Genomic DNA, 22780 nt, shown 5'->3' on the forward strand with positions numbered 1-22780 from the left:
GATCCCCGCCCGCATAGATCCCCCCGCTTGGATCCCCGCCGGTAGGGATCGGGCGGGACCGGCGGGTCAGGCCTGGGCGGGGCCCATCCGCCGGGCGAAGCGCCAGGCCGCGACGGCGACGGCCAGCGCGAGGCCGAGCTGGGCGAGGCTCCCCTCGCCGAGATGGGCATGGCCGAGATCGAACCGCACGGCCAAACGCACGGCCCAGCCGGCCGCCGCATAGCCGAGGCAGAAGATCAGGGCGGCAAGCAGGAGCGCGACGAAGTCGTTCATGGGTGAGACCCCCCGCAGGCGAGGATGCGACCGCCTCGCCCGATGGGCCAGCGGCACGCGGCGCGACCATGAAACCCGGGCAAGCTTGCCCGAAGCCGGTCTCCCCCGAAGGATCGCAAGAGCCGCGCCAGATCACCCGCGCCGGTCGCCGCGCCGATGCCTCACTCCGGCCGGGTCGCCTGCATCGACGGGCGCTCACCGAAACCGGCATACCACTCCGCCGCCGCCGGGGCGCGCCCGCGCCAGCCGAGATCGGGGAGGCGCAGGTCGAGATAGCCCAGGGCGCAGCCATACGTGATGGTGGCAATGTCGACCCGCTCGCCCAAGCCGGGCGCCGCCGCCTCGATCTGCGCCAGCGCGTCGCCGATCTTCTCCCGCTGGCCGGCGACCCAGGCCGGCGACCGCTCGGTCTCCTGGCGCACCCGGGTCTCGTAGACGCAGAGCAACGCCGCATCGAGCAGGCCGTCACCAGTTGATTGCGCGACGAGCGCCGTCCAGCGTGCCGGGCCCGGCGCCGGGAAGACGCCGCCCCCGCCCAGATGGTCGAGGTATTCGCAGATCACCCGGCTGTCGGCGAGCGCCGTACCGTCGTCGAGGATCAGGGTCGGCACCTGCCCGAGGGGGTTCTGCGCCCGGATGGTGGCGTCGCGGTTGATCGGGTGGGCCGCCGCGGGCAGCAGCTCGATCCGGTCGAACAGCCCGAGTTCGTGGGCGACGACCAGCACCTTGCGGACGAAGGGAGAGGCTTTGGCGTAGAAGAGCTTCACGGGATTCCTCCGGAATGCGTCGTGTCGGTGACCCTGTCCGTGACGCCGGCTCACTGCCCCCGGCCGGACGTGGTCGGCTTGGTGGCGGGTTTGGCCCCCACTGGAGCGGCACCCGGCGCCGCGGGCTTGGGTGGGGCCGGCGGGCGCGGGGTTTCGAGGCTCAGGCGGCGCACCGGCCAGCCGTCGCTCCAGCGCTCCATGTCGATGAAGCGCGGATTGCTCTTCAGGCTCGCGGCGTTCTGGCCCGAGAAGGCCGCGGCCGCCGCCATGTCAAAGGTCTTCCAGAAGGCGAGGTAGTCGAGGCTGTCGGTGCCGGCGGCGTTGATCTGCCCGACCAAAACGGTCTGCTCCCCGGTCAGCGTCATGTCGGGCGACCACTTGAACGGCGCCGGCTTCTGCTTCGGATCGGGGGTCGGCAGCTTGAGTTGCGCGATGTCGTAGGCGGCGTTGCCGCCGGCCGGCGCGGCCAGGGTGGCGGAGAGGGCCGGAAAGCCGTGATCGTCGGAGAGGGTGCGGACCATCAGCTTGTGGTCGGTCGGCACCGCGCTCGCGTCCCGCATCACGCGCCGGGCGGCGATGTCGGCGGCGCGGGCATCCCGGTCGCCGATCACCGTCACGATCAGCGTCGCGGGGTCGATCTCGTTCAGGTCGTGGAGCGCGATGCCCCGGGCCTTGTCGTCCCGGGCGATACCGCCCGGCATGGCGCCGAAGATCAGCCGCGGCACCGGCAGACCGGTCACACGCGCATGGGCCGCGAGATTGGCGGCGAGCGGGACGCCGGCGAGATGGCCGATCAGTGCGACGCGGTTCGTATCCGGCTTGGCCTCCTGGTCGCCGGCGAGTTCGGCCAGGGCGTCCTTGACCAGGGTCGCGGCGATGCCGCTCGCAAGGACCGGGCGGGTGCGGCCGACCTCCTGGAAGCGCGGGAACAGCACGAGATAGCCCGAGCGCGCGAGGTGCTCGATCCAGGAGCCATAGGCTTGCGGGTTCACCGCGCCCCAGGCGTGCAACAGCACCGCCACCGGCCGCCCCTCGGCCGGGGCCGCCCCGTTGCCGTAATAGGCGAGCGTCACCGCGCCGGCCCGGCCGAGCACCCGCTTCACCACGCTCGCGGCAGCGTAGGCTTGCCCTCCCGGCCCGTCCTTCGGCTGCACGGGGGGCGTGGCGGCCCCCGCTCCGGGCGCGCCGAGGCCGATCACGAGGCCGAGGATGAGCGGAAGGGCGACGGGAAGGCGGAACAGCGCGGGCATGAGGCTGGGGGGCTGGCGGCTCGGGAGGCGCACCCCACACTGTTTCGCGCCGGCACTCAAGGCGCGATCGCGCGCCGGCACGACCGTTCCCGAACTTGTCTCTTCCGCGGTACAGTCACATGCCGGTTGCGAGGAGCGGGCGCCGAGTCCCGGCGCGTCCGTGACAGGGTCTCTAGCGATCGCTCTCCGGCTCGTCGCCGAGCACCGCATGCAGCCGGCCGATCAGCGTGTCGAGTTCCTGCGGGACCGGCTCGTCGGTCACGCCGGTGTACAGCGCCCGCAAGTCGTGCCCGATCTTGGCGAGCAGCAGCGCGTCGGCCAGAGACGACGCGGTCATGTGCGTCTGTCCGTAGCTCGCGGCGTGATTGCTCGGGATCAACTTCATGGCGCGATTACGGAACAGACGTTCCGACTCCGTGGCGGACGAGGGCGAGGTTTGCGGCGCGAACAGGCACCCAATCGGGGAATGGTCGGTCGGTGGCTCACGGCCGAGATGTCGTGCCGGATCGCCGGCTCGCCCTGAACAACGCGCTTCCGGCAGGGCAGTTGCGCCGGTTTTTCGGGCAGGATCACGATACGGACGCGGCCCCCTGCCCGGCAGCAGGGGGCCGCGACCGATTTCCATGTGCGCCACGGCGCTTACCGGCCGTTCACCATAACGACGACCGGGTGTCCGGCGGGCGCCCTACATCGGCGGCGTCAGGCCGTCCTTGCCGACCGAGACGCTGCGCGCGTCGAGGCGATCGCCGTCCCGGATGGCCGAGGCGAAGACCTTGGCGCCCGGCACCAGCACCGCCCGGTCGGCCGGCTCCAGCATCACGACCGGCGTGCCCGGCGGCACCGTGACCGCGAGGCTCCGACCCTTGTAGGACACCGTGAGGGTGCGGCCGGTGCCGACCTCGGAACCGCCCGCGACGGTGCCGTTCGTCATGCGGGTCTCAACCTCCGGCGCACCGACCGTGCCGTTCGTCATGCTCGTCTCGACCGGGCCGGAGCGATCGGGCAACCGGTCCCAGGGGCCGTGCCCCTCGCCGGTGCCGCGCATCGCCTCCGGGAAGATCAGCACTTCGAGGGCGACAGGCGGGTCGCCGGGCTTGGCGCCGGCCTTGGCGGCGGTGCCGATGAAGCTACCGTCCTTGACCTGGTCGAGGCTCGCCGGCGCCAGTTGTCCCACCCGCGTGCCGGGGCCGAGGCGGATCGTCTCCACCGTCCCGGCGCGGGTGCGGATGGTCACCGCATCCGCCTCGACGCGCTCGATCGTGCCGCGCAGGCGCTCGACCTGGGGCGCGGCGAGAGCGGCGCCGACGGGAAAGCCTGCGGCCAGCATCAGGCCAGCGGCAGCGATCGTCCTGAGAAGGGGCATGGAACACACTCCGGGAGGCAGGCTCGAGAATCCAAGCCTCGCCCGTTATGGCTCGCCGCGCCGCGCCGGACATGCGTCTCGCGCACACGTGAATGGACGGGACCCGGCCTCATGCGGCCCGCGCCGGCGGGGCACTCCGGCTCCCGCACCGCGGGACACGGCGATGGGCGCGGGGAGTTACCCGACGACCAAGCTGCAATGCGGCTCGACGACCGGGTTGGCCCGCGACCAGTCCGTGCCGTTGCGGCCGGCATCCCAGGTAAAATCTTCCACGCCGAGATCGAGAAAGCGCCGATGGATTCTCGCGTCGCACTTCTCGCTGATGGCGCGGGTCAGTCTCATTCCTCGTCGGCCTCCTCCGGCTCCAGCGTCGCCTTGACGGTGTCGAGCACCCGCCGGGCGAGGTCGGAATCCGGATCCTCGCGGGTCAGGGCATCGTCCAGCATGGCGAGGAAGCCGCCGAGCTGATGGCGGTAATGGTCGGAATCGATCCCCCGCAGGATGCCGGCGACGAAGCGCACCGCCATCTGCAACGCCACCTGCTTGGCGGCGACGTCCGATTGCGCCTCGGAGAGCCGGGCGATCATCTCGCCGTGGCGGGCCGAGAGCGTGGTCAGGCCGTTGATCTTGTCGTCTGGGCTCATCGCGCATCTCCCGAGAAGCGAAAAGGGCCCTTCCTGGCGGAAAGGCCCCCGTCGTGATGGCGGTTCCCGCAGAGCCTGTCTGAGACCCACGGATCTCCGGCCCACGGATCTTCGGGCCCCCGCCCTCCGGCTGTCATCGGAGGGGCGAGGGCCCTCTCCTCACGCCGCGAGCTGGCGCAGCACGTAAGGCAGGATGCCGCCGTTGCGGAAGTACTCCAGCTCGTCGAGCGTATCGATGCGGCAGGTCAGCGGGACCTCCTTCACCGAACCGTCGGCCGAGGTGATCGTGGCGGTGAGCGTCTGGCGCGGCTTCAGCTCGCCCGCCAGGCCCTCGATCGTCACGGTCTCGTCGCCCTTGAGGCCCAGCGAGGCCCAGGAGGCGTCGCCCTGGAACACCAGCGGCACCACGCCCATGCCGACGAGGTTCGAGCGGTGGATGCGCTCGAAGCTCTCGGCGATCACGGCGCGGACGCCCAGCAGCTTGGTGCCCTTCGCCGCCCAGTCGCGCGAGGAGCCGGTGCCGTATTCCTTGCCGGCGAACACCACCAGCGGGGTGCCCTCCTGCTCGTAGCGCATCGCCGCGTCGTAGATGAACATCCGCTCGCCCGACGGCTGGTACAGGGTGTAGCCGCCCTCGACCACGCTGCCGGACTCGTCCTTCACCATCTGGTTCTTGATGCGGATATTGGCGAAGGTGCCCCGCATCATGACTTCGTGGTTGCCGCGGCGGGTGCCGTACTGGTTGAAGTCCTGCACCCGGACCTGGCGGTCCTGGAGGTACTTGCCGGCCGGCGAGGCCGCCCGGATATTGCCGGCGGGCGAGATGTGGTCGGTGGTGATCGAGTCGAGGAACAGGCCGAGGATACGGGCATTGACCACGTCCTCCACCGGCTTCGGGGTCTTTTCCATCCCGACGAAGTAGGGCGGGTTCTGGACATAGGTCGAGCCCGCGTTCCACGCGAAGGTCTCGGCCTCGGTGACCTCGACGTCCTTCCAGTTCTGGTCACCGCCGAACACGTCGGCGTAGCGCGACTTGAACAGGGTCGACGTGATGTTGGCCTCGATGAATTCCTGCACCTCGGCGGTCGAGGGCCAGATGTCCTTCAGGTAGACCGGCTGGCCGTCCGAGCCGGTGCCGAGGGGCTCCGAGGTGATGTCGATCTGCATCGAGCCGGCGAGCGCGTAGGCGACGACGAGCGGCGGCGAGGCGAGATAGTTCGCCCTAACGTCGGGGTTCACCCGGCCCTCGAAGTTGCGGTTGCCCGAGAGCACCGCGGCGGCCACCACGTCGTTGTCGTTGATCGACTTCGAGATCGCCGCCGGCAGCGGGCCCGAATTGCCGATGCAGGTGGTGCAGCCGAAGCCGACGAGGTTGAAGCCGAGCGCATCGAGGCTCGATTGCAGGCCGGCCTTGTCCAGGTACTCGGCGACGACCTGGGATCCGGGGGCGAGCGAGGTCTTCACCCAGGGCTTGGAGCGCAGGCCCTTGGCGACGGCGTTGCGGGCGAGAAGCCCGGCGCCGATCATCACGCTCGGGTTCGAGGTGTTGGTGCAGCTCGTGATCGCGGCGATCACCACGTCGCCGTGGCCGATGTCGAAATTCGCGCCCTCGACCGGATAGCGCGTGGCGATGTCGGCCGCGCGTCTGAACTCGGTCTCCATCGACTGGGCGAAGCCGGGCTTGGCGCCGTCGAGGAGCACCCGGTCCTGCGGACGCTTCGGGCCGGCGAGCGAGGGCTTCACGTCGCCCATGTCGAGGGCGAGCGTATCGGTGAAGACCGGGTCCGGGGTCTCCGCGTCACGCCACATCCCTTGAGCCTTGGCGTAAGCCTCGACGAGAGCAATGCGGTCGTCGGCGCGGCCGGTGACCTTCAGGAAGTCGATGGTCTTCTGGTCGACCGGGAAGAAGCCGCAGGTCGCGCCGTATTCCGGCGCCATGTTGGAGATCGTGGCACGGTCGGCGACCGACATGTCGTCGAGGCCGGGGCCGTAGAATTCGACGAACTTGCCGACCACGCCCTTCTTGCGCAGCATCTGCGTGACGGTGAGCACGAGGTCGGTGGCGGTGGTGCCCTCCGGCAGCTTGCCCGACAGCTTGAAGCCGACGACCTCGGGGATCAGCATCGACAAAGGCTGGCCGAGCATCGCCGCCTCGGCCTCGATGCCGCCGACGCCCCAGCCGAGCACGGCCAGCCCGTTGACCATCGTGGTGTGCGAGTCGGTGCCGACCAGCGAATCCGGGTAGGCCACCTCGGTGCCCTCGAAGGGCTTCGTCCACACCGTCTGCGACAGGTATTCGAGATTGACCTGGTGGCAGATGCCGGTGCCCGGGGGCACCACGGAGAAATTGTCGAAGGCCGACTGGCCCCATTTCAGGAAGGTGTAGCGCTCACCGTTGCGCTCGTATTCCAGCGCCACGTTGTCGGCGAGAGCCTTCGGGGTGCCGAACTCGTCGACGATGACCGAGTGGTCGATGACGAGGTCGACCGGGACCAGCGGGTTGATCTTCTGCGGGTCGCCGCCGAGCGCCACCATGGCGTCGCGCATCGCCGCGAGATCGACCACCGCCGGCACGCCGGTGAAGTCCTGCATCAGCACGCGGGCGGGGCGGAACGCGATCTCGACCTCGGTCTTGCCGCGGTTCTCGAGCCAGCCGACCACGGCCTCGATGTCGGCCTTCTTGACCGAGCGGTCGTCCTCGTAGCGCAGCAGGTTCTCGAGCAGCACCTTCATGGAGAAAGGCAGGCGGCTCGCATCCGGCAGGCCGTTCTTCTCGGCCTCGGGAATCGCGTAGATGGTGTAGGTCTTCCCGCCGGCCTGGAGTGTCTGGCGGGCCTTGAAGCTGTCGATCGATGCCACGGCGTGGTCCTCGCGAGGGGTTGTCGAACACGGCGCAGGCAGGACCTGCGCCACAACTGAAGTGTTCGGCCGGATGCGCTTTGGGGCGGACCTGCATCACGCAAGGAACGCGCCCGTGTGCCGCCCGCCCTCGCCTGCCGGCTAAGAATCGGACGGTGCGCGCGCCGCCCCGGGGGTGCCCGGACTGGGATGCGCGAAGGACGGTTTGGACGCCTCTGAAGGTCGCGCGGCGCAGCCGGAGATGCGTATAGAACACTTCGAAACTGGCCGCTACGGGTCTGGTGGCTGGGCGATCGGTCATTCTCGCCGGGGCCGCCATAGCGTAAACGCGGTCCGCCCTCCCCGCCTCGCCCCCGCTGCCGGAGACCCCTGCCCTTGCGCCTGATCGCCGAGGATCTCGCCTGCCGGCGCTCCGGCCGCCGCATCTTTTCCGGTCTCTCCTTCACCCTGGAGGCCGGCGAGGCGCTGACCGTCACCGGCCGCAACGGGGCCGGCAAATCGTCGCTGCTCGCCATCCTCGCCGGGCGGCTGCGGCCCGAGGCCGGGCGGCTCGTGGCCGAGGAGGTCGGGGAGCGCACGATCCCGGAATGCCTCCACGTCGTCGGCCATCGCGACGGGTTGAAGGGAGCGCTCACCGCCGAGGAGAACCTCGCCTTCGCCCGCGACCTTCTGGGAGATGCCGATCTCGCCCCGCGCGAAGCGCTGGCCCGCCTCGGCCTCGCCCATGCGGCGGGTTTGCCGGTGGCCTATCTCTCGGCCGGCCAGCGGCGGCGGGTGGCGCTCGCCCGGCTCCTCGTCTGCCGCCGGCCGCTCTGGCTCCTCGACGAGCCCACCGCCGCCCTCGACGTCGCCTCGCAAGCGGCGCTCGCCGGGCTGATGCGCGAGCACCTGGCGCAAGGCGGCCTCGTCATCGCCGCCACCCATCAGGCGCTCGGCCTGGAGGACGCCCGGGACTTGTCCGTCGAGGCGTTCCGCACCGGCCGGGCCGACCGCGCGACCGATCCCTTCGCGGAGGCGTTCTGATGGGCCGCGCCTTCCTGGCGGTGGTCGCCCGCGACCTACGGCTCGCCGGCCGCATCGGCGGCTCGGGAGCCCTGTCCCTCGTCTTCTTCCTGATGATCGTCGCCCTGGTGCCGTTCGGCCTCGGACCCGACCTGAATCTGCTCGCCCGGATCGGCCCCGGCATCCTGTGGATCGCCGCGGTGCTGGCGACCCTGATCGGGCTCGACCGGCTGTTCCAGGCCGACGAGGAGGACGGCTCCCTCGATCTCCTCACCGGTGCCCCTGCCCCGCTGGAAGTGCTGGTGCTCGCCAAGGTCACGGCGCACTGGCTCACCACCGGCCTGCCTCTGGCGCTCGCCACCCCGCTCTTCGGCCTCCTCGTCGCGCTCAGCCCGACCGGCATGGCGGCGACCAGCCTGACGCTCCTCGTCGGCACCCCGGCGCTGACCTTCATCGGCGCCGTCGGCGCGGCGCTCACCGCCTCGATCCGCCGCGGCGGCCTGATCCTCGCCGTGGTGGTGCTGCCCCTGATGGTGCCGACCCTGATCTTCGGCGTCTCGGCGGCGGATGCGGCGCTCGGCGGCACGGTGCCGTTCGCGACGCCGCTGGCGATCCTGGGGGCGTTGAGCCTGGTGGCCGGGGTGGTCGGGACGCTGGCGGCAGCGGCAGCGTTGCGGTGGGGGGAATAGGGCTCAGGCCGCGCGAAGGCCGTGAGCGGAGGTGGTCATGCCGTCACGTGGGCATGCCGTTCCATGACGATCGTCCGCTCCTCGCCGTGCCGGTGCTCTCGCACCGCCCTGAACCCGAGCTGCGCGTAGAAGCCCACCGCCGTCAGCGAGGATTGCAAGGTCAGCGTTGCGATGCCGGCCGTCCGGGCGGCGCGGTCCACCTCGGCCATCAGGTGCCGCCCGATGCCGCGCCCCTGTGCCTCGGGCGCGACGAAAACGGCGCGCACGGCGGCACCATCGCGACTCGCCGTACCGACGATGCGGCCCGCTTCTACCGCCACGAAGACCTGCCGCGTCGCGATCATCCCGGCAATGCCGTCCGGCACGAAGCCAAAAGCGACCCGAGCGATCGTCTCCGGGCCGTAATCGCGGGCATTGCTCTCGTACAACGCGGAGAGGACGACACGGCTGATCTCCGCCGCATCGTCCGTCGTCGCCATGCGTATCGTGCCGTTCATCACACCCTCCCCGGCGCCGCGCACCGGGGGGAGCGCGCGGCCGTTTAGAACACCGCCTGACCCAGCAGCACCGCCGCGATCACGATCACCACCGCGATCACCAGGAAGAGGATGAACAGCAGCCGGGCGATGCCGCGGGCGCCCGACGCCACGTTGGTGAAGCCCAGCGCGCCGGCCACCAGCGAGATCACGAAGAAGATGATCGCCCATTTCAACATGGCGGGAGCACTCCGGTCGCTCAAAAAAGTCGCGGGGTTAACCGGCACCGCCACGCTTCGTTCCGCGCGCTCCACACCCCTCTGCGCCGTTCGTCCGCATTGCCCCCGGGGATGCCCGCGCGCTACACCCGCGCCATGGCGATGGGTCTTCTCACCCGGCTGGCGCAGCCCGGCCACTTCATGCGCTGGTCCGGGGCGCTCCTGCCCTGGGTCGCCGGCCTCGCAATCGTGCTGCTGGCCATCGGCCAGTACCTGACCTGGTTCGTGGTCCCGCCCGATTACCAGCAGGGCGAGACGGTGCGGATCATGTACATCCACGTGCCGGCGGCCTGGATGGCGGTGTTCTTCTATGGCGCCATGGCGGTCTCGGCGCTGGGCACCCTGATCTGGCGCCATCCGCTGGCCGATGTGGCGCAGCGCGCCGCGGCCCCGATCGGCGCGGCCTTCACGCTGATCTGCCTCGTCACCGGCTCGCTCTGGGGCAAGCCGATGTGGGGCACCTACTGGGTCTGGGACGCGCGCCTGACCTCGATGCTGGTGCTGTTCCTGATCTATTGCGGGCTGCTCGCCCTGTGGCGCACGATCGAGGATCCGAACCGCGCCGCCCGGGCGGTCGCGATCCTGACGCTCGTCGGCGCCGTCAACCTGCCGATCATCAAGTTCTCGGTGAACTGGTGGTCGACCCTGCACCAGCCGGCCTCGATCCTGCGGATGGGCGGGCCGACGATCTATGCGAGCATGCTCTATCCGCTGCTGGTGATGATCGCCGCCGCCTCGGTGCTCGGCCTCGCCCTGCATCTCCAGGCGATGCGGACCGAGATCCTGCGCCGCCGCGTCCGCACCCTGACCATCCTCGAAGCGGAGCGGCTCGACGCCGCGCTCCTCGCCCCGCAGGCCGCCTGACCATGGATCTCGGCCCTCACGCCGCCTTCATCCTCGGCGCCTACGGCTTCACCACCCTGGTGATCCTCGGCCTCGTCGCCCACGCGCTCATCGACCGGCGGGCGCAGGACCGGGCGCTCGCCCGGCTCGCCGAGGAGCCGCAGACACAGCAGCCGTCGCGGGGCCGCCGGTGAGCGACATGCCCGTCCACCCGGTCGAGGAGGCCGAGGAGGCGCCGCGCCGCTCGCGGCTGCCGTTCCTGCTGCCGCTGCTGGCCTTCGCGGCGCTCGCCGGCATCTTCCTCGGCAAGCTCATGACCACCGGCTACGATCCCTCCGCCGTGCCCTCGGCCCTGATCGGACGCCCGGTGCCCGACTTCACCCTGCCGCCCGTCACCGGCCTGACGGAGGGCGGCGCCGCGGTGCCGGGCCTGTCCGCCGCCGACCTCAAGGGCAAGGTGACGGTGCTCAACGTCTGGGCCTCGTGGTGCGCGCCGTGCCAGATCGAGCACCCGATGCTGGTGCGCCTCGCCCGCGACGGCGTGAACCTCGTCGGCATCGACTACAAGGACCAGCCCGAGAACGGCCGCCGCTACCTCGGCCGCCACGGCAACCCGTTCAAGGCCGTCGGCGCCGACGAGGACGGCCGGGTCGGCATCGATCTCGGGGTCTACGGCGTGCCGGAGACCTTCGTGATCGGGCCGGACGGGCGGATCCGCGAGAAGCTCGTCGGCATCCTGACGCCGGACAATTACGACGCCTTCCTGGCCCGGGTGCGGGCGATGAAGTAGGGGCGCGGCTTATTTCGGCAGCGCGTAGATATTGACCTCCAGCGCCTCGTCGGACGGGCTGGCGAGCGGGGTCAGGTATTCCTCCACGAAGGCGTCCTGGACCAGGATGCCCTTGGCGTCGAGATAGGCCGTCACCGTCTCGTAGGTCTGGTCGATCCCCTCGTAGGGGCCCTTGTGGGTGAAGCGCAGGGCCTTGCCGCTCGGGGTCGCGCCGAAGCGCAGGTCGTCGGGCAGGCCGGCCGGGCGCGGGGTCGGGGCGGCTTCGACCGGCACCATCACCTCGTACTGGAAGCCGTCGTCGTCGGTGCGGGTGAAGACCGAGAGCGGCTTGCCGGTCGCCTTGATGCCGGCTTGGGCGAGCGCCGCCTCGACCTTGGCGATGGCGTCCTTGAGGCTCGGCACCGCCTGGTCCCACTTCGCCGTGCCGGACAGGATCGCGGCGGGCTTGGCCGGCAGCGTCACCTCGTCCACGTCGGACGGATCACCCGGATTGGCAACGAGCGGCGCGCGTCCGGCCGTCGACGGGACGGGTGTTGCGGGCGGCAGCGCCTTCTCGGAGGCGGGCGGGGCCGGCGCCTGGTTGGTCCCGGCTCCCGGTCCGGGAGCCGTGGTGGTCGGCAGCGGGGTCGATTGCGCCGGGGACGGAGTGCCGGCCGGCGGCGCGGCCGGTGACGGCGCGGGCGCCGGGGCCGGTTGCTGCGCCAGAACCGAAGCCCCGCAGGCCAGGGAGGCCGCGAGGCCGATCGCGATCGTCGGGAGACGGGTCTTCATCACGGGCGCAGCCTTCCGGGCGTCAAGCGTGGGCCGGCATCGCCGGATGGATCGCATGCGTCAAGCGCAAAGCCGTTGCGGGCGCATCGCAGATCCGTGAGCAGGCACATCTTGCGTCCGATGCTGGCTCGCTCGCCTGCACGCCGGTTCTGGTCCATACAGCGCCCGATCCCCACCTCAGCGGCACCGTTCCGGAGTTCTGCCCGTGTCCCCCCTCGCCCATCGCCGCTTCCTGAAGATGAACGGGCTCGGCAACGAGATCGTGGTGCTGGACCTGCGCGGGAGCGACTTGCGGGTGCAGCCCGGGGAGGCCCGCGCCATCGCGGCCGACCCGGCCTCGCGCTTCGACCAGATGATGGTGCTGCACGATCCCGTCACGCCGGGCACCGACGCCTATGTCCGGATCTACAACACCGACGGGTCGGAGGCCGGCGCCTGCGGCAACGGCACCCGCTGCGTCGCCTGGGCGATGCTGGACGATCCGGTCATGGCCCGCCCGCCGCTGGGAGAGCATCTGGTTCTCGAGACACGGCCGGGGCTCCTCGAGGTGGTGCGCGTGTCCGCCCTGGACTTCACCGTCGACATGGGGGCGCCGCGCCTGACATGGGACCAGATCCCGCTCGCCGAGCCGTTTCCCGACACCCGCCGCATCGAGTTGCAGATCGGGCCGATCGACGATCCGGTCCTGCATTCCCCGGGCGCAGTCAGCATGGGCAACCCGCACGCGGTGTTCTTCGTCGAGCGCGATCCCGACACCTACGACCTCGCCCGGATCGGCCCGCTGCTCGAAGCGCACCCGATCTTCCCGGACCGGGCCAACATCTCGCTGGCGCAGGTCGTCGACCGCGGCCACATCCGCCTGCGGGTTTGGGAGCGCGGCGCGGGGCTGACCCGGGCCTGTGGCACCGCCGCCTGCGCCGCCCTCGTGGCCGCGGCGCGCCTGCGCCTCACCGGCCACGAGGCCACCGTGACCCTGCCGGGCGGCGACCTGCGCATCGCCTGGGGCGAGGACGACCATGTCCGCATGACCGGCCCGACCGAGCTGGAGCACGAGGGCACCTTCGCCCCCGCGCTGTTCGGGGCGGCGTCGTGACCGTCGACGTCCTGAGCTTCGGCTGCCGCCTCAACGCCGCCGAATCGGAGACGATGCGCCGACAGGCGGAAGCGGCCGGCCGGACCGACCTTCTCCTCGTCAATACCTGCGCGGTCACGGCCGAGGCCGGCCGGCAGGCCCGCAAGGCGATCCGGGCCGCCGCGCGGGCGAACCCGGCGGCGCGGGTGGTGGTCACCGGCTGCGGCGCCCAGGTCGAGACCGAAGCCTACGCCGCCATGCCGGAGGTGGCCGAGATCCTCGGCAACCGCCGCAAGCTCGACCCGGGCGTCTGGACCGCCCCCTCCCCCGAACGGGTGCGGATCGACGACGTGATGGATCCGCGGACCGATCCGCTCCCCGACGCCTCGCCGATGCGGGCGCGCACCCGCGCCTTCCTGCCGGTGCAGAATGGCTGCGACCATCGCTGCACCTTCTGCGTCATCCCGTTCGGCCGCGGCCACTCGCGGTCGGTGCCCCTCGCCGCCGCCGTGGCGCAGGTCCGGGCTCTGGTGGCGGCCGGCACCCGCGAGGTGGTGCTGACCGGCGTCGACCTCACGGCCTATGGCCGCGACCTCGGCGATCTCACCCTCGGCGCCCTGGTGCGGGCGATCCTGCGCGCGGTGCCCGCCCTCGACCGCCTGCGCCTGTCCTCGATCGATTCGGTCGAGGCCGATCCGGAGCTGGTGGCGGCCTTCGCCGAGGAGCCGCGACTGATGCCGCATCTCCACCTCTCGCTCCAGGCCGGCGACGACCTGATCCTCAAGCGCATGAAGCGCCGCCACGGCCGCGACGACGCGATCCGGTTCTGCGCCGAGATCCGCAATCGGCGCCCCGACGCAGTGTTCGGTGCCGACCTGATCGCCGGCTTCCCGACCGAGACCGAGGCGCAGTTCGCCCGCTCCCTCGATCTCGTCGAGGAATGCGGCCTCGCCCTGCTCCACGTCTTCCCCTACTCACCCCGCCCCGGCACGCCGGCCGCCCGCATGCCGCAGGTCGCCTCGGGCGCGATCCGCGAGCGGGCCGCTCGCCTGCGCGACGCCGGCGCCGCCGCCTTCGCCCGCCGCCTCGACCGCGAGACCGGCGAGACCCGCCGGGTGCTCGCCGAGCGCGGCGGAATCGGGCGCACGGAGGGGTTCCTGCCGGTGCGGCTGCCGGAAGGGGTGGAGGCGGGGTCGCTCATCGACCTGCGGATGGCCGGCCATGACGGGCAGGTGCTGCGCGCGGCCTGATTCCCGGCGCGGAAGCGTGACGGCCCGCCGGGGACTTGTTCCAAGGACAACCGCCTCGTCGCCGACCCTGTGCCATGCATCTCTTGCCGCATCTCTTGGCGCCTGCACGCTGAGGTCGTAGGAAGGCGTCTCATCGGAAGTCTATCCCGGCTCCACCGGCCCACCGACGATCGGCTCGACATGCCTCCGCTCCGCACCACTCTCGACGGCAGCATGGTCGCTCTCGACGACGAGGACTGGTCCATGCTGATGCGGTATTCCCTGGACAATATCGCCGACATGATCATCTGGCTGGATCACGACGCCCGATACGTCTACGTCAACCGGGCTGCGACCGTCCTGCTCGGCTATTCGGCGGACGAGTTCCGGCACCTGCGGGTGTGGGACGTCGATCCTCACTTCGACGAGCCGCGCTGGCGCGAGCATTGGCGTGACCTGGAAACGACGGGGTCGATCAAGCTGGAGACGGTGAACACGTCGCGATCGGGCGAACCCATTCCGATCGAGGTGACGGCGAACCTCGTCACGTTCAAGGGACGACGCTTCAACTGCTCGATCGTGCGCGACATCTCTGCGCAGAAGCAGGCCGAGGCCGATCTCCGGGCGCTGAACGACCGCATCCATGTGCTCAGCATCACCGACGCACTGACGGGTCTCGCGAACCGGCGCCACCTCGACACCGTCCTGGCGGAGGCGATCCGGCACCATGCCCGCACGGGCGAGCCGCTCTCGCTGATCCTGCTCGATGTCGATGCCTTCAAGGCGTTCAACGACCGCTACGGCCATATCGAGGGCGATGCCTGCCTGACGCGGGTCGCGGCGGCCCTGACCGGCGCGCTGCGCCGGGACCGCGACCTCGCGGCACGCTACGGCGGCGAGGAATTCGCCTGCGTGCTCCCGAACACCACGGAGGCGGAGGCCCTGGCCGTCGCCGACCGGCTCCGTGCCGCCATCGCGGCGCTGGCGATCCCGCATGCCGCGTCCCCGGTGGCCGCGGTGGTGACGGCGAGCATCGGCGTCCTCACGACCGCCTGCGCGGCGGATGCCACCCCTCTCGACCTGATCCGGGCAGTGGACCGCTTCCTGTACCGGGCGAAGCGCGAAGGGCGCGACCGCGTCGTCGGAGCCGGGCGCTGACGGGCCGGCGGGACGGTCAGACGCCGCAGGCCGCCAATCCGGCCCGCATGTGCCCCGGCGCCGGCGCCTCGACGGTGATCGCCGGCTTCTTCGGGTAGAGCGGCAGGGCGAGCGTCCGGGCGTGGAGGTGCAGGCCCGGCCCGCCCTGGCGCGGCGCGCTGCCGTAGATGGGGTCGCCGAGGATCGGCCAGCCCATGGCGGCGCAATGCACCCGGAGCTGGTGGGTGCGCCCGGTCACCGGGTTCAGCGCCAGCCAGGTCCGCCCGGCGGCGGGATCACGCCCCATCACCCGCCAGCGCGTCAGCGCGGGATCGCCCGAGGGATCGGCCTTCATCCACCAGCTGCGCGGATCGTCGGAGCGGCGTGCCAGGGCCAAGTCGATCTCGCCGGCCTCCTCCGCCGGCCCGCCCTCGACCAGGGCCCAGTAGGTCTTCTCGGCGCGCCCTTGCGCGAACAGGGCGTTCAGCCGGGCGAGCGCCTTGGCGTGGCGGCCGAGCGCCAGGCAGCCGGAGGTGTCGCGGTCGAGGCGGTGGGCGGCCTCCGGCCGGCGTGGCAAGCCGAAGCGCAGGGCGTCGAGGTGCTGCGTCAGCGTCTCGCCGCCTTTCGGCCCCGGATGCACCGGCAATCCCGCCGGCTTGTCGATGACGAGCACGAGGGCATCGCGGTAGAGGAGCCGCGAGAGTATGTCGTCAACGATCATGAGCCTGTCGCAGTGGCGGCGGATGCGGGCGAAGTGCGGGGCAGGCCGCCCTAGATCGTCCGCAGGGTCTGGAGCAAGTGCGGATGAGTGAGACGAAACAGCCAGGCTGGCTCGGCCGACTGTTCGGCCGGAAGGCCGAGACGCGGACGGAGACGCCGAGCGAGGCCCCCGCCGAGGCTCCCGTCGAGAGCGCCGCGCCCGATCCCGCCGAGACGATGCCGACGGAGCCGACCGGGACCCTGTCGGAGGGTGTGCCCGACTTCGCCACTGCCGCCGCCGACGTCCTGCCCGCGCCGCCCACGGCGACGGAGGCGTCTCCCGAGACCGAACCCGCGCACGACCTGCCCGACGAGCTGGCCGGCGCCGACCTGGAGCCGGTCGAGGGCGTGGAGCCCGACGGCGTGGTGCCGGCGGCGGCCGAGCCCGAGATCCCGGAGCCCGAATCGCAGGAGCCCGAGCCCGCGGCCCCGGAGCCCGAGCCCGTCGACGAGATCCCGGCGGCGGACGCCCCGCTCGTCATCTACCAGCCTCCGGTGCAAGCCCCGGCAAGCGAGGAGAAGCGCGGCTGGTGGAGCCGGCTGACCGGCGGCCTCAAGCGCACCTCCTCGGCCCTGTCCGACCGGGTGACCGGCCTGTTCACCAAGCGCAAGCTCGACGCCGACACCCTGGAGGAGCTGGAGGACGCGCTGATCCAGGCCGATTTCGGCCTCGACACCGCGGCCCGGATCGCCGAGGCGGTGGGCAAGGGCCGCTACGACAAGGGCATCGCCCCCGACGAGGTCCGGGCGATCCTGGCCGCGGAGGTCGAGCGCGCGCTCGAGCCGGTGGCCCGGCCCCTCGTCGTCGACACGACGAAGACGCCGTTCGTGATCCTGATGATCGGCGTCAACGGCGCCGGCAAGACCACGACGATCGGCAAGCTGACCCAGAAATTCCGGGCGCAGGGCCACAGCGTGATGCTGGCCGCCGGCGACACCTTCCGGGCCGCCGCGATCGAGCAGTTGCGGGTCTGGGGCGAGCGCACCGGCGCGCCGGTGGTGGCCCGCCCGCAGGGGTCGGACGCCGCCGGCCTCGCCTTCGACGCGCTCCAGGCCGCCCGCGAGGCCGGCACCGACATCCTGATGATCGACACCGCCGGCCGGCTCCAGAACAAGACCGGGCTGATGGCCGAGCTGGAGAAGGTGATCCGGGTGATCCGCAAGCTCGACGACGAGGCGCCCCACGCGGTGCTCCTCGTCCTCGACGCCACGGTGGGCCAGAACGCGCTGAGCCAGGTCGAGATCTTCCAGAAGGCCGCCGGCGTCACCGGGCTGGTGATGACGAAGCTCGACGGCACCGCCCGCGGCGGCATCCTGGTGGCGCTCGCGGCCAAGTTCGGCCTGCCGGTCCACTTCATCGGCGTCGGCGAGGGCGTCGACGATCTCGAGCCCTTCGCCGCCCGCGACTTCGCCCGGGCGATCGCCGGGCTCGACAAGGGCTGAGCGGCTAAGCAGATGTCGCCGAACCGGTGACCGGTTCGGCGACATCTGCTTAAGGCCGATCGGGGGGGACGGGTGGCCGCCCCCCTCCGGCTCGCGCCTTACGGGTCAGGCGGCGCGAACGCCCGCGAGAAACCGCGCCACCTCGGCAGTGAGGTGCTCGGACTGGCGCGACAATTCCGAGGCCGAGGTGAGCACCTGGCTCGCGGCGGCCCCGGTTTCCTCGGCCGCACCGGCGACGCCGGCAATGCTCGTCGTCACCTCCTCGGTGCCGGCGGCGGCATGGGTGACGTTACGGACGATCTCCTGCGTCGCCGCGCCCTGCTGCTCCACCGTCGCGGCGACCGTGGTCGCGACGCCGGCGATCTCGCGGATGCGGGTACCGATCCCCCCGATCGCCCGAACCGCCTGGTCGGTCGAGCCCTGGATCTGGCCGATCTGCCGCCCGATCTCCTCGGTCGCCTGTGCGGTCTGGCCGGCGAGTTCCTTGACCTCGGCGGCCACCACCGCGAAGCCGCGGCCGGCCGCTCCGGCCCGGGCCGCCTCGATGGTCGCGTTGAGCGCGAGCAGGTTGGTCTGGGCGGCGATCGAGGAGATCAGCGCGACCACGTCGCCGATGCGGCTCGCGGCCTGAGCCAGGTCCTGAACCAGCCCCGCCGTGGCGTTGGCCTCGGTCACCGCGGCCTGGGCCAGGCTGGACGACTCGGTGACCTGCCGGGCGATCTCGGAGACCGAGGCGCCGAGTTCCTCGGCGGCCGCCGCGACGGTCGCGACGTTGGTCGCGGCCAGGGATGCGGCCGCCGCTGCACCGGTCGATTGGGATGCGGTCTCCCCGGCGGTCGCGCTCATGCTCTCGGCGGTCGCCTGAAGCTCGCTCGCCGCGGCGGACACCGTCCCGACGATCCCGCCAACCGCCCGCTCGAAACCATCGGCCATCTGGCGCATGCCGAGCCGGCGCTGCTCCTCGGCCGAGGCCCGGGCGAGCGCCGTCTCCTCCTCGAGCTGACGGGTGCGGATCATGGTGTCGCGGAACACCGCCAAGGCGCCCGCCATGGCGCCGATCTCGTCGCGCCGGGCGCCGAAGGGGATCGGCGAGGACGTGTCTCCGCCCGCCAGCCGGCGCATGGCGGCGGTCATGGTCGCGAGCGGCCCGGTCACGCCACGGGCCACCCAGACCATCGCGCCGATCCCGAGCGCCAGAACGAACGACAGGAGCGCCGAGCAGATGACGAGTTCAGTCCGCGCCTCGTCGGCATTGGCAGCGGCGACGACCTCGAGCCGGGTGACCGCCGTGAGCGCGACGGCGGCGATCGTGTCGAGGGCGGGCGTCGACACGGCGCGCGACTCAGAGAGGGTCGGACGCGGCAGGGCAGGATCGGCCAGGGCCGGCAGCAGGGCACGGGTCCGCGCTTCGAACGGGCCGTCGAAGTAACTGGTCCAGGCCCGGTCCGTGGCGGCCTTCAGCTCGGGCGCGTCCGTCACGGAGGCGGTGATGCTGCGGACGATGTTGAAAGCGAACAGCGCCTCACGGTTGAAGACGGCGAAGTCGAACTGCTCCTTCGACGTCATCGCCCGGTTCTTCGCCAGGACATCGTTGATCATCAGATGGGCGTTGCCGGCGTAGGACCGCGACGCCCAGCTCATCTCCCGCACCCGCAGCAGGTTGGAGAGGCGGGGATCCTTGGCGCGCAGCCGGTTTTCAATCGCGCGGATCAGATCGTCGGCGGCCGTGTTCAGGGTTGCATAAGTGTCGTTGATCCGCTTCGCGATGCCGGGATCGCGCGCCGCGACCGGCTTGCCCAGCCCCGCATCAAGCTCGGACCGGACCCGTTTCCAGGCGTCGTAGCTCTCGGCGACCGAGCGGGTGTCGAGCCCCTCGTCTTTCGCTGCGGTGGCCAGGATCCCGAGCGCTCCAGACAGCATCTCGTCCGACCGCGTGCGGCGCTGGGCCAGGTCCGCCAGGTTGGCGTCGAGCTTGGCCGGTTCCAGCGCCAGCCCCGACACCGCGCTGCCGCGCTCGAAGCGCAGTTGCGAGAGCGCGTGGGTGAGAAGGCGATCCGTCTCCGCCAGCCGGAATGCCTGCGTGGACCGGGTCCATTGCTGATAGGCACCGTGGAGATCACGACCGGTCGTCAATACGAAGGTGGCGGTGATCAATGACAATATGATAATCAAGCGTGTTTTTATCGACATCGCACTGCCTCGCCCTGGCCGCACCGGTTTCCATGCTCTTGTTGGTTTTTCTATTGAAAATTCATTAAGAATGTTTCTACCGCGATCGGCTTTCGCGGCCGAACCGACGATGTTGTGTGACCGACGGGCTCAGTATTGCCTCAGACGATCACACTCTCGGCCGGCAGGAGACCATGTCGGGCCGCCATGCTGTCGACACGGAGCCGGAGAACCGGGCCATCTGGATTGTCCGGTCAGCGGCGGCTCTCTGACGACGCCTTGACGCCTCACGGCGGGGGCCGGCTCATTGGGGGCCGGCTCCATGGGAGCCGGGGCAGCCCTGACCACGGGCGCTTCGGGCCCGCAGAACGCGGCGGGCCGCATGGCGCCACGACCGCACCGCTACTCCTTGAGACCGGTGCCCAGGGTGACGGCGCGGCCTGGTCGATGGCCGTCGACCAGGGTGCGCCGTCACGGCTGCGGCCCGACATAGACCGCCCGCGGCCGGATCAGGCCGCCGGACTGGCGCTGCTCGAGCGCTTGGGCGATCCAGCCGACCGAGCGGCCGAGGGCGAACAGCCCGAAGGCGCTGCCCCGCGGCAGGCGGAGGTGCCGGCGCAGGGCGACGAGGGCGAAGTCGAGGGCGGGCCTCGCCCCGGTCAGATCCTCGGCCGCCGCCGCGACGGCTCGCAGGCGCGGATCCTCCGCCAGGAGCGGCGCCAGGATCGCGGCGGCCCGCGGGTCGCCCGCCGGGTAGAGCGGATGGCCGAAGCCCGGCAGACGGGCGCGGCCGGCGAGTTGCCGGCGCAGCGACGCGGCCGGGCCGGCCCCGTCGAGGCCATCCCACAGGGCCTCCACCCGCGCGGTCATGCCGCCATGGCGGCTGCCGCTCAGCGCCGCGAGGCCGCCGACCACTGCCGCCCGCAGGCTCGCGCCGGCCGAGGCGACGCAGCGCGCGGTGAAGCCCGAGGCGTTCAGCTCGTGATCGGCGCACAGGACCAGGGCCCGGCGGATCGCCTCCGCCCCGGCCGGATCGAGGCCCCACGCCGCGGCGCAATGCCGGTGGAGCGGGGCGGCATCCGGCGCCCGGCCGGTGACGCAGGCGGCGAGCAGACGGACCAGGGCACCGCTCCCGGCGGCGAGGCGGGCCGGGTCCTGCTGCCAGGGCGCCGTCGGCTCGTCCGCCGTCGCCGCCGCGAAGGCGCCGAGCAGGTCACCGCCGCACGGAGTCGACCGGGGCGCGTCCGGTCCGAAGGCGGCGGCGAGCGGCAGGGCCCAAAGCCTCGCAGCCGCCTCCTCCAGCGTCGCGGTCTCGGAGAAGGCGACGGCGTCCGTACCGCGGTAGAACAGGCGCCCGTCGCGGATCAGCGTGACGGCGGTCTCCAGGACCGGCAGGCCCCAATCCAGGGTGGCGCGGGCGACCTCCCGCGGCCGCCGGCCGCGATGGCGGGCCTCGGCGAGACGGGCCACCGCCTCCGCCGCATAGGCCCGCACCCGCGGATCGGCAGTCGGATGCGCCTCGATCAGCCCGCGGCTGACATAGGCGTAGAGGGTCTGTCGGCTCACGCCGAGACGGGCGGCGGCTTCGGTGGCGGTGAGGTAGGCGGTCACGGGGCGTCGTCGTGAGATTGATTCGGGTAATCAAGATTGACGATCTGACCGGTTCGGCGCGCTCCTGTCACCGGAAACGGGCGGCTGCCGGGGAGAGGAGGAGCCCCGGCCTCTTCTTCCGACAGCCTCGCACAACACGGGAGCAGGCGATGACGAACGAGACGGGCACCCCGGCCTTCGCGACGATGCTGGACGCGATCCGGCGCGCCTTCGGCGCCGGAACCACGCCGCCGGTGCGGGTGACCGGGGCGGGCGCCCTTCCGTCGATCTATCCGGTCAGCGACCTCGCGGCAGCCTCGGTGGCGGCGGCGGGGCTGGCACTGGCCGAACTCGTCGAGGCCCGCTTCGGCCGACCTCAGGCCGTCTCCTCCTGCGTCACCGTCGACCGGCGTCTCGCGGCGTTCTGGTTCGCCCGCTCCCTCCACCCCCTGGGATGGGACCTGCCGCCGCTCTGGGACCCCGTGGCCGGCGACTACCGCGCCGCCGATGGCTGGATCCGGCTCCACACCAACGCGCCGCATCACCGCGACGCCGCCCTGGCGGTGCTCGGTACAGCACCGGAGCGGGAGGCGGTGGCGGCGGTGGTCGCGCGCTGGGCCGCAAACGACCTCGAAACAGCCGTGGTCGCGGCCGGCGGCTGTGCCGCCGCGATGCGCTCGGCCGAGGCGTGGAGCCGCCATCCGCAGGGAAGAGCGGTCGCGCAGGAGCCGCTGGTCGTGTGGGAAACGGGCGAGACCGGGCTGGACGGCCTCGCGGCGGCGCGGGCGGACAGACCTTTGGCGGGCTTGCACGTCCTCGACCTGACCCGGGTGCTGGCCGGCCCCGTCGCGACCCGCTTTCTCGCCGGATGCGGCGCGACGGTCCTGCGCCTCGACCCGCCGTCTTGGGACGAGCCCGGCGTGCTGCCGGAGACGACCCTCGGCAAGACCTGCGCCCGGCTCGACCTGAAGCAGCCGGCCAGGCGGGCGCGATTCGAGGCGTTGCTCGCCACGGCGGACGTGCTGGTCCACGGCTACCGGGCGGACGCATTGGCGCGCCTCGGGTTCGACGCCGCGGCCCGGGCCCGCCTGCGGCCGGGCCTGATCGATGTCAGCCTCGACGCCTATGGCTGGACCGGGCCGTGGCGGGGCCGGCGCGGCTTCGACAGCCTGGTCCAGATGAGTTGCGGGATCGCCGAGGCCGGAATGGCCGGGGCCGGCGCCGACAGGCCGGTGCCGCTGCCGGTCCAGGCCCTCGATCACGCCACCGGCACCCTGATGGCGGCGGCGGTGCTGCACGGCCTGACCCGGCGCCTCGCGACCGGGCGGGGCTCGACGGCGCGTCTCTCGCTGGCCCGCACCGCCGCCCTCCTGGCC

Annotated in this window: 24 protein-coding genes; 10 read left to right on the forward strand and 14 right to left on the reverse strand. The window is 71.8% G+C overall.

The genetic code is table 11. The features are described from left to right. Positions 1-66: 66 nt before the first annotated feature. The 8 genes from VP06_RS13455 to acnA all read right to left on the reverse strand — a co-directional run bounded on the left by VP06_RS13455 (position 67) and on the right by acnA (position 7156). A complete protein-coding gene (locus VP06_RS13455) occupies positions 67-273 on the reverse strand; it encodes a hypothetical protein (RefSeq protein WP_048464288.1) in 207 nt (68 codons plus the stop codon). Between the two features lie 161 nt (positions 274-434). Then, positions 435-1040: a glutathione S-transferase family protein gene (locus VP06_RS13460; protein WP_048464289.1), complete on the reverse strand. Its 606-nt coding sequence runs from the start codon at positions 1038-1040 to the stop codon at positions 435-437. A 50-nt stretch (positions 1041-1090) separates the two neighbouring features. Further along, on the reverse strand, positions 1091-2290 hold the full coding sequence (locus tag VP06_RS13465; protein ID WP_245291166.1) for an alpha/beta hydrolase family protein: 1200 nt from the start codon (positions 2288-2290) through the stop codon (positions 1091-1093). 172 nt (positions 2291-2462) lie between these two features. After that, the gene (locus tag VP06_RS13470; protein ID WP_245291167.1) at positions 2463-2627 is read right to left on the reverse strand and encodes a NepR family anti-sigma factor; all 165 of its coding nucleotides are present in this window, start codon (positions 2625-2627) and stop codon (positions 2463-2465) included. 348 nt (positions 2628-2975) lie between these two features. Continuing rightward, on the reverse strand, positions 2976-3653 hold the full coding sequence (locus tag VP06_RS13475) for a hypothetical protein (protein ID WP_048464291.1): 678 nt from the start codon (positions 3651-3653) through the stop codon (positions 2976-2978). A gap of 177 nt (positions 3654-3830) precedes the next feature. After that, positions 3831-3995 (reverse strand): hypothetical protein, encoded by a 165-nt coding sequence (locus VP06_RS36300; RefSeq protein WP_156295580.1) that lies wholly within the window; start codon positions 3993-3995, stop codon positions 3831-3833. Continuing rightward, positions 3992-4297, reverse strand: a complete 306-nt coding sequence (locus tag VP06_RS13480) for a hypothetical protein (protein ID WP_048464292.1) — start codon at positions 4295-4297, stop codon at positions 3992-3994. Before VP06_RS13480 ends, VP06_RS36300 begins: the two co-directional genes overlap by 4 nt. A gap of 159 nt (positions 4298-4456) precedes the next feature. Next, entirely contained in the window at positions 4457-7156 is a 2700-nt protein-coding gene (acnA, locus tag VP06_RS13485) for an aconitate hydratase AcnA (RefSeq protein WP_048464293.1), read from the reverse strand. Between the two features lie 375 nt (positions 7157-7531). Between acnA and ccmA the strand changes: the two genes are divergently transcribed. Then, on the forward strand, positions 7532-8179 hold the full coding sequence (gene ccmA, locus VP06_RS13490; RefSeq protein ID WP_048464294.1) for a heme ABC exporter ATP-binding protein CcmA: 648 nt from the start codon (positions 7532-7534) through the stop codon (positions 8177-8179). Next, positions 8179-8847 carry a heme exporter protein CcmB gene (gene ccmB / locus VP06_RS13495; RefSeq protein ID WP_048464295.1) on the forward strand — a complete coding sequence of 223 codons (669 nt, stop codon included), beginning with the start codon at positions 8179-8181 and terminating at the stop codon, positions 8845-8847. Before ccmA ends, ccmB begins: the two co-directional genes overlap by 1 nt. A 35-nt stretch (positions 8848-8882) precedes the next feature. On the opposite strand, the gene VP06_RS13500 is transcribed toward ccmB, so the two are convergent. Further along, on the reverse strand, positions 8883-9344 hold the full coding sequence (locus VP06_RS13500; protein WP_048464296.1) for a GNAT family N-acetyltransferase: 462 nt from the start codon (positions 9342-9344) through the stop codon (positions 8883-8885). A 44-nt stretch (positions 9345-9388) separates the two neighbouring features. After that, the gene (locus VP06_RS34920) at positions 9389-9562 is read right to left on the reverse strand and encodes a DUF1328 domain-containing protein (RefSeq protein ID WP_048464297.1); all 174 of its coding nucleotides are present in this window, start codon (positions 9560-9562) and stop codon (positions 9389-9391) included. 135 nt (positions 9563-9697) lie between these two features. Here VP06_RS34920 and VP06_RS13510 point away from each other — a divergent pair, with 135 nt between their 5' ends. The 3 genes from VP06_RS13510 to VP06_RS13520 are packed head-to-tail and all read left to right on the forward strand — an operon-like array spanning position 9698 to position 11234. Beyond that, positions 9698-10465: a heme ABC transporter permease gene (locus VP06_RS13510; RefSeq protein ID WP_048464298.1), complete on the forward strand. Its 768-nt coding sequence runs from the start codon at positions 9698-9700 to the stop codon at positions 10463-10465. 2 nt (positions 10466-10467) lie between these two features. Then, complete coding sequence (gene ccmD / locus VP06_RS13515; protein WP_048464299.1) at positions 10468-10638, forward strand: heme exporter protein CcmD; 171 nt, start codon at positions 10468-10470, stop codon at positions 10636-10638. A 5-nt stretch (positions 10639-10643) separates the two neighbouring features. Continuing rightward, complete coding sequence (locus tag VP06_RS13520; RefSeq protein WP_048464309.1) at positions 10644-11234, forward strand: DsbE family thiol:disulfide interchange protein; 591 nt, start codon at positions 10644-10646, stop codon at positions 11232-11234. A 9-nt stretch (positions 11235-11243) separates the two neighbouring features. On the opposite strand, the gene VP06_RS13525 is transcribed toward VP06_RS13520, so the two are convergent. After that, entirely contained in the window at positions 11244-12005 is a 762-nt protein-coding gene (locus tag VP06_RS13525; RefSeq protein ID WP_048464300.1) for a GyrI-like domain-containing protein, read from the reverse strand. Between the two features lie 205 nt (positions 12006-12210). Here VP06_RS13525 and dapF point away from each other — a divergent pair, with 205 nt between their 5' ends. The 3 genes from dapF to VP06_RS13540 all read left to right on the forward strand — a co-directional run bounded on the left by dapF (position 12211) and on the right by VP06_RS13540 (position 15464). Beyond that, a complete protein-coding gene (gene dapF, locus VP06_RS13530; protein WP_048464301.1) occupies positions 12211-13098 on the forward strand; it encodes a diaminopimelate epimerase in 888 nt (295 codons plus the stop codon). Further along, the gene (mtaB, locus tag VP06_RS13535; RefSeq protein ID WP_048464302.1) at positions 13095-14327 is read left to right on the forward strand and encodes a tRNA (N(6)-L-threonylcarbamoyladenosine(37)-C(2))-methylthiotransferase MtaB; all 1233 of its coding nucleotides are present in this window, start codon (positions 13095-13097) and stop codon (positions 14325-14327) included. Before dapF ends, mtaB begins: the two co-directional genes overlap by 4 nt. A gap of 180 nt (positions 14328-14507) precedes the next feature. After that, positions 14508-15464, forward strand: a complete 957-nt coding sequence (locus VP06_RS13540; protein ID WP_048464303.1) for a GGDEF domain-containing protein — start codon at positions 14508-14510, stop codon at positions 15462-15464. 16 nt (positions 15465-15480) lie between these two features. Here the strand turns inward: VP06_RS13540 and VP06_RS13545 are convergent, their stop codons facing one another. Beyond that, entirely contained in the window at positions 15481-16164 is a 684-nt protein-coding gene (locus VP06_RS13545; RefSeq protein WP_048464304.1) for an RluA family pseudouridine synthase, read from the reverse strand. An 83-nt stretch (positions 16165-16247) separates the two neighbouring features. Between VP06_RS13545 and ftsY the strand changes: the two genes are divergently transcribed. Then, complete coding sequence (ftsY, locus tag VP06_RS13550; protein WP_048464305.1) at positions 16248-17645, forward strand: signal recognition particle-docking protein FtsY; 1398 nt, start codon at positions 16248-16250, stop codon at positions 17643-17645. A gap of 105 nt (positions 17646-17750) precedes the next feature. Here the strand turns inward: ftsY and VP06_RS13555 are convergent, their stop codons facing one another. After that, entirely contained in the window at positions 17751-19805 is a 2055-nt protein-coding gene (locus VP06_RS13555; RefSeq protein WP_245291168.1) for a methyl-accepting chemotaxis protein, read from the reverse strand. A gap of 480 nt (positions 19806-20285) precedes the next feature. Beyond that, positions 20286-21425: a citrate synthase family protein gene (locus VP06_RS13560; protein ID WP_048464307.1), complete on the reverse strand. Its 1140-nt coding sequence runs from the start codon at positions 21423-21425 to the stop codon at positions 20286-20288. Between the two features lie 149 nt (positions 21426-21574). On the opposite strand from VP06_RS13560, the gene VP06_RS13565 reads away from it, so the two are divergent. After that, on the forward strand, positions 21575-22780 hold a 1206-nt coding region (locus VP06_RS13565; protein ID WP_053081770.1), incomplete at its 3' end, for a CoA transferase.

It is taken from the genome of Methylobacterium aquaticum, from assembly GCF_001043915.1.
GTDB classification, from domain to species: domain Bacteria; phylum Pseudomonadota; class Alphaproteobacteria; order Rhizobiales; family Beijerinckiaceae; genus Methylobacterium; species Methylobacterium aquaticum.

Excerpts from the sequence above, each read along its gene's own strand:
- VP06_RS13455 (WP_048464288.1), bottom strand. The coding sequence starts at position 273 with ATGAACGACTTCGTCGCGCTCCTGCTTGCCGCCCTGATCTTCTGCCTC.
- VP06_RS13465 (WP_245291166.1), bottom strand. The coding sequence starts at position 2,290 with ATGCCCGCGCTGTTCCGCCTTCCCGTCGCCCTTCCGCTCATCCTCGGC.
- VP06_RS13470 (WP_245291167.1), bottom strand. The coding sequence starts at position 2,627 with ATGACCGCGTCGTCTCTGGCCGACGCGCTGCTGCTCGCCAAGATCGGG.
- VP06_RS13475 (WP_048464291.1), bottom strand. The coding sequence starts at position 3,653 with ATGCCCCTTCTCAGGACGATCGCTGCCGCTGGCCTGATGCTGGCCGCA.
- VP06_RS36300 (WP_156295580.1), bottom strand. The coding sequence starts at position 3,995 with ATGAGACTGACCCGCGCCATCAGCGAGAAGTGCGACGCGAGAATCCAT.
- VP06_RS13480 (WP_048464292.1), bottom strand. The coding sequence starts at position 4,297 with ATGAGCCCAGACGACAAGATCAACGGCCTGACCACGCTCTCGGCCCGC.
- ccmB (WP_048464295.1), top strand. The coding sequence starts at position 8,179 with ATGGGCCGCGCCTTCCTGGCGGTGGTCGCCCGCGACCTACGGCTCGCC.
- VP06_RS13500 (WP_048464296.1), bottom strand. The coding sequence starts at position 9,344 with ATGAACGGCACGATACGCATGGCGACGACGGACGATGCGGCGGAGATC.
- VP06_RS34920 (WP_048464297.1), bottom strand. The coding sequence starts at position 9,562 with ATGTTGAAATGGGCGATCATCTTCTTCGTGATCTCGCTGGTGGCCGGC.
- VP06_RS13510 (WP_048464298.1), top strand. The coding sequence starts at position 9,698 with ATGGCGATGGGTCTTCTCACCCGGCTGGCGCAGCCCGGCCACTTCATG.
- ccmD (WP_048464299.1), top strand. The coding sequence starts at position 10,468 with ATGGATCTCGGCCCTCACGCCGCCTTCATCCTCGGCGCCTACGGCTTC.
- VP06_RS13520 (WP_048464309.1), top strand. The coding sequence starts at position 10,644 with ATGCCCGTCCACCCGGTCGAGGAGGCCGAGGAGGCGCCGCGCCGCTCG.
- VP06_RS13525 (WP_048464300.1), bottom strand. The coding sequence starts at position 12,005 with ATGAAGACCCGTCTCCCGACGATCGCGATCGGCCTCGCGGCCTCCCTG.
- VP06_RS13540 (WP_048464303.1), top strand. The coding sequence starts at position 14,508 with ATGCCTCCGCTCCGCACCACTCTCGACGGCAGCATGGTCGCTCTCGAC.
- VP06_RS13545 (WP_048464304.1), bottom strand. The coding sequence starts at position 16,164 with ATGATCGTTGACGACATACTCTCGCGGCTCCTCTACCGCGATGCCCTC.
- ftsY (WP_048464305.1), top strand. The coding sequence starts at position 16,248 with ATGAGTGAGACGAAACAGCCAGGCTGGCTCGGCCGACTGTTCGGCCGG.